Below are 4,720 nucleotides of genomic sequence, written 5' to 3' on the forward strand. Positions count from 1 at the left end.
TTTTGTATTATTTATTTTAAAGTTGAACAATTTTTTTTTATTGAGTAGTAGATTATTTTCTGCCAAAATCCGCGGGAATTTCTCCCCAAGCTTTAGTTTCCCATTTTACAATAACGGAATTGTAAGTATTGTTTTTTAACCAATCTAAAGCCCTATCAACTAAATCGAAAACAGGTTTATTTTTATCGTTACGTTTTAGTTTGGTGTTGCAATTTTTCTTTCTAACCCAACTCATGGCTGTTTTAGAATCTGTGTAAAGAATGCGGTCGCTATTATTTTTTTTAAGAATAGCCAAGCCATGAACCAAAGCCAAAAATTCACCTATATTATTCGTCCCTTCCTCAAAAGGGCCTTGTATAAATAATTGTTTTTTTGTTTTAGTATCAACACCTCTATATTCCATAATGCCAGGGTTTCCACTCGATGCAGCATCAACCGAAATGGAATTATAATTTGGTTGTCCTATTTTTTTTAGTTGTTCAGCGGATAATTCACTTTTAAAACCTTTGTTTTTCCCCACATAATCAAAATAATTACCTTTTAAGGCAAGCTTTGCAGCATCAAATGTTGAGAAGGATTTGTATTGAGCGCCTTGAAAATCTTTTATCATGGCTTTGCAATCATTCCAAGATTCGAAGACGCCTGTTTTGTGTCCTTTCCAAACGGTATAATATTTTTTCTTTTTTTTTGACACGAATTTCACGAATTTACACAAATGCTGTTTTTTGCGCCTTGAGTTTTTTGGAATTTAGATTTTGTTATTTGGAATTTAAAAGCTTATTAACCACCAAAGGAAAATGTTCCATTTCCAATTTATGAATTTTTTCAGCAACATTTTCAGCTGAATCATCAGAATTTACCTCACATCTAGCTTGAAAAATAATAGCACCTTCATCATAATGTTCATTTACATAATGAATAGTAATTCCAGTTTCAGTTTCATTATTAGCTACAACAGCTTCATGAACATGCATTCCATACATACCTTTTCCTCCATATTTTGGCAATAATGCAGGATGTACATTGATTACTTTATTTGGGAAAGCATTTAATATATGTTCAGGAAATTTCCATAAAAAACCTGCCAAAACAATTAAATCGGGCTTGGATGCTTTTAAAATATGTAGTACATCATCGGTTTTAGAGAAGGCTATTCTATTGAATGACAACGCGCTAACTTTTAAGTTTTTTGCACGCTCCAAAACTTTGGCATGGGGATTGTTAGATAATACCTGAATAACAGACGCATTATCGCTGTTGTGAAAAAACTTAATTAAATTTTCAGCATTAGTACCACTTCCGGACGCAAAAATTACAATTCGTTTCATTTACAGACTATAGTGTTAAAATTTATTCAAACAAAAAAAAGAATAATTATTAACAATTAGAAGGTAAAAATTAAATACTTAAAAGTAATTTTAGTAAATTACCCTCACATTTTTAAAGTAAAAGTGTATTATAAAATAAAGTTTTTTATTTTTGCCAACTAATTAAAACATTTAAATTAAAAGATTATGTCAGACATTGCATCAAGAGTAAAAGCGATTATCGTGGACAAATTAGGAGTAGATGAGAACGAAGTTGTTACTGAAGCTAGCTTCACAAACGATTTAGGAGCCGACTCTTTAGACACTGTGGAATTAATTATGGAATTCGAAAAAGAATTCGATATTCAAATACCAGACGACCAAGCTGAAAATATCGCTACAGTAGGTCAAGCTATTTCTTATATAGAAGCGGCTAAATAAGTAAAAACAATCAAAATACTTTATGGAATTAAAGCGAGTTGTAGTCACAGGATTGGGCGCTTTAACACCAATTGGCAATACCAAAGATAAATATTGGGAAGGCTTAATTAGTGGTAAAAGTGGAGCTGCGCCTATAACATATTATGATACCGAGAAGTTTAAAACAAAATTCGCTTGCGAATTAAAAGACTTTGAAGTAACTGATTTTATAGATAGAAAAGAGGCTCGGAAAATGGATAAGTTTGCACAATACGCTATGGTAGCGGCAGACGAGGCTATTGAAGACTCAAAATTAGATCTAGATAAAGTCAATAAGTTACGTGTTGGTGTTATATGGGGAGCGGGTATTGGTGGTTTAGAAACCTTTCAGAATGAAGTTTTAAACTTCGCTGCGGGCGACGGTACTCCAAGATTCAATCCATTCTTTATTCCTAAAATGATTGCTGATATTGCGCCAGGTAATATCTCTATAAAACATGGTTTTATGGGGCCTAATTACACAACGGTTTCTGCATGTGCATCTTCTGCAAATGCTATATTTGATGCTCTAAACTCCATTCGTTTAGGTCACACAGATGTAGTGGTTACAGGAGGAAGTGAAGCAGCAGTTACTATTGCTGGTATGGGTGGTTTTAATGCCATGCATGCGCTATCTACTAGAAATGAAAGCCCAGAAACGGCATCCAGACCCTTTGACGGTACCAGAGATGGTTTTGTTTTAGGTGAAGGTGCAGGAGCTTTAATTCTTGAAGAATATGAGCATGCAAAAGCAAGAGGTGCTAAAATTTATGCTGAATGTATTGGAGGAGGTTTATCTTCTGATGCTTATCATATGACGGCGCCACACCCTGAAGGTATTGGTGTTATTGCAGTAATGAAGAATTGCTTAGAAAATGCAGGCCTAAAGCCGGAAGATGTTGACCATATTAATACTCATGGTACATCTACACCTTTAGGAGATGTTGCAGAACTTAAAGCAATTTCAGAAGTATTTGGAAGTCACGCTAAGAACATAAATATTAATTCAACCAAATCAATGACTGGTCACCTTTTAGGTGCCGCTGGAGCTATTGAAGCTATTTCGGTTATTTTGGCTATGGAACATGGTATTGTTCCGCCAACGATAAACCACACTACAGTAGATGAAAACATTGATCCTGAATTAAATTTAACCTTAAACAAGGCTCAAAAGCGCGACGTAAAAGTAGCAATGAGTAATACATTTGGATTTGGCGGTCACAACGCTTGTGTAATATTCAAAAAACTAGATTAAATCCCGAATGGATAGCATTCGTAACATACTAAATTCCCGTTTTAAACGCAACGGGAATTTTTTTATGGTATTAACTAAAATACTTGGGTTTAAACCTAAAGATGTTAAGTACTATAAAAAAGCCTTTACCCATCGGTCTATGAATATAAAAGACGCTAAGGGCAATGCGTTTAATTACGAGCGGTTAGAGTTTTTGGGCGATGCCATGTTAAGTTCTGTAATTGCCTCTCATTTATACCTTGAAGTACCAAGCGGTGATGAGGGCTACCTTACCAAAATGCGCTCAAAAGTAGTAAGTAGAGAGCATTTAAATGAGTTGGGTAAAGACTTAAAACTAATTGATTTAGTGGAAAGTAAAATACCAGCAGGTCAATTTGGCGATAATATTCATGGTAATTTATTTGAAGCCTTAGTAGGAGCCATTTTTCTTGATAGAGGATATAAATACTGTGAAAAATTCATTTTTAATCGTGTTATCATTCCTTATGTAGATATCGAAACTTTAGAGGGCAGAGTAATAAGTTACAAGAGTCTGCTTATTGAATGGTGTCAAAAAGAAAAAAAGACATTTGGCTACAACGTATATGAAGACACAGGTAATGATGATGTTCGACATTTTTCAGTAAAACTATCAATTGACGACAAAGTAATTTCTAAAGCCCGAGCAACTTCAAAGAAAAAGGCAGAAGAAAAAGCTTCAAAACGCGCCTTTTTTGCCTTTCAAACCAAGATGTCTAAGATGCTTTAACCATCTTAAATTCAACCCAATTTACTACAACGTTTTAGTCGCATTTCTTGCCAAGAATAGCATAAACGTAATTGAACTGTACTTTATAAATATTATATTTACGAAATTTACAAATAAGTAATGGCTGTTCATAAACTTATTCTTGATGATGCTTTTGATGAAGTATTATACACCTTAATCGCAATTCATTGCAGGTTGGAAGACTATCGATTGGCATATCTTCTTAATAAACATTTGGGTATAACGCTTTCAAGAAAACCATCAGATTTAGATTTTAAAAACGGACATACTTCTTATTCAATTTACGAATGGGAAGATGAAAAACAATTAATAACATGGAGCTTGGTGTCTAATATTTGTAAAACAGAAGAGCTTCAACAATCAAATTATACGTCGTTATTCGACAGTCAAGAAAAAATAACCAAAACATTTCAATTATTACCAGAATATAAAACTGTAAACTATTTTTTAAAAATAGACAGCGAATTCAGTTTCAGTAAGGAAAAATATATTTTAGATAGTATCTTAAAAATACCTCAAATTGCAACTGCTTATAGTGTAGATTCTATTCAATTGAAATCAAAAGATAATTTAATTTTTAACTAATGTTAATAGATAAAAAAACCAAAATAGTAGCAACCTTAGGACCTGCTACCAGCACTAAAGAAGTTTTAAAAGCCATGCTTGAGGAAGGCTGTAATGTGTTTAGAATAAACTTCTCCCATGCCGATTATAATGATGTAAAAGAACGTGTCCAAATGATACGTGAGCTTAATGAAGAATATGGTTTTACTGCAGCTATTCTTGCAGATTTACAAGGGCCAAAACTTCGTGTAGGTGTTATGAAGGAGGAAGTTGTCGTAAACCCTGGTGACGAAATAACTTTTGCAACGGGCAAACGTTTTGAAGGAACCAAAGAGCGTGTTTACATGACTTACGATAGGTTTCCGC

General features: G+C 33.7%; 7 protein-coding genes. 5 read left to right on the forward strand and 2 right to left on the reverse strand.

All coding sequences use genetic code 11. From position 1 onward, the window contains the following. Positions 1-52: 52 nt before the first annotated feature. Together WBN21_RS02230 and purN are read right to left on the reverse strand one after the other, a co-directional pair. Positions 53-694 carry a viroplasmin family protein gene (locus tag WBN21_RS02230; RefSeq protein ID WP_424197676.1) on the reverse strand — a complete coding sequence of 214 codons (642 nt, stop codon included), beginning with the start codon at positions 692-694 and terminating at the stop codon, positions 53-55. Positions 695-758: 64 nt separating this feature from the next. After that, a complete protein-coding gene (gene purN, locus WBN21_RS02235; RefSeq protein ID WP_424197677.1) occupies positions 759-1,328 on the reverse strand; it encodes a phosphoribosylglycinamide formyltransferase in 570 nt (189 codons plus the stop codon). A 186-nt stretch (positions 1,329-1,514) separates the two neighbouring features. Here purN and WBN21_RS02240 point away from each other — a divergent pair, with 186 nt between their 5' ends. The 5 genes from WBN21_RS02240 to WBN21_RS02260 all read left to right on the forward strand — a co-directional run. After that, positions 1,515-1,748, forward strand: a complete 234-nt coding sequence (locus WBN21_RS02240; RefSeq protein WP_007647141.1) for an acyl carrier protein — start codon at positions 1,515-1,517, stop codon at positions 1,746-1,748. Between the two features lie 22 nt (positions 1,749-1,770). Beyond that, the gene (gene fabF, locus WBN21_RS02245; RefSeq protein ID WP_424197678.1) at positions 1,771-3,021 is read left to right on the forward strand and encodes a beta-ketoacyl-ACP synthase II; all 1,251 of its coding nucleotides are present in this window, start codon (positions 1,771-1,773) and stop codon (positions 3,019-3,021) included. A gap of 7 nt (positions 3,022-3,028) precedes the next feature. Then, positions 3,029-3,769 carry a ribonuclease III gene (gene rnc, locus WBN21_RS02250; RefSeq protein ID WP_424197679.1) on the forward strand — a complete coding sequence of 247 codons (741 nt, stop codon included), beginning with the start codon at positions 3,029-3,031 and terminating at the stop codon, positions 3,767-3,769. A gap of 120 nt (positions 3,770-3,889) precedes the next feature. After that, a complete protein-coding gene (locus WBN21_RS02255; RefSeq protein WP_424197680.1) occupies positions 3,890-4,375 on the forward strand; it encodes an IPExxxVDY family protein in 486 nt (161 codons plus the stop codon). Beyond that, a partial coding sequence (locus WBN21_RS02260; protein WP_424197681.1) for a pyruvate kinase occupies positions 4,375-4,720 on the forward strand: 346 nt, incomplete at its 3' end. The genes WBN21_RS02255 and WBN21_RS02260, both read left to right, overlap by 1 nt.

Source organism: Algibacter sp. (assembly GCF_049667265.1).
In the GTDB taxonomy this organism is placed as follows: Bacteria; Bacteroidota; Bacteroidia; order Flavobacteriales; family Flavobacteriaceae; genus Algibacter_B.

Bases quoted from the DNA above. Each gene is read 5' to 3' on its own strand.
- WBN21_RS02255 (WP_424197680.1), top strand. From the start codon at position 3,890: ATGGCTGTTCATAAACTTATTCTTGATGATGCTTTTGATGAAGTATTA.
- fabF (WP_424197678.1), top strand. From the start codon at position 1,771: ATGGAATTAAAGCGAGTTGTAGTCACAGGATTGGGCGCTTTAACACCA.
- rnc (WP_424197679.1), top strand. From the start codon at position 3,029: ATGGATAGCATTCGTAACATACTAAATTCCCGTTTTAAACGCAACGGG.
- WBN21_RS02240 (WP_007647141.1), top strand. From the start codon at position 1,515: ATGTCAGACATTGCATCAAGAGTAAAAGCGATTATCGTGGACAAATTA.
- purN (WP_424197677.1), bottom strand. From the start codon at position 1,328: ATGAAACGAATTGTAATTTTTGCGTCCGGAAGTGGTACTAATGCTGAA.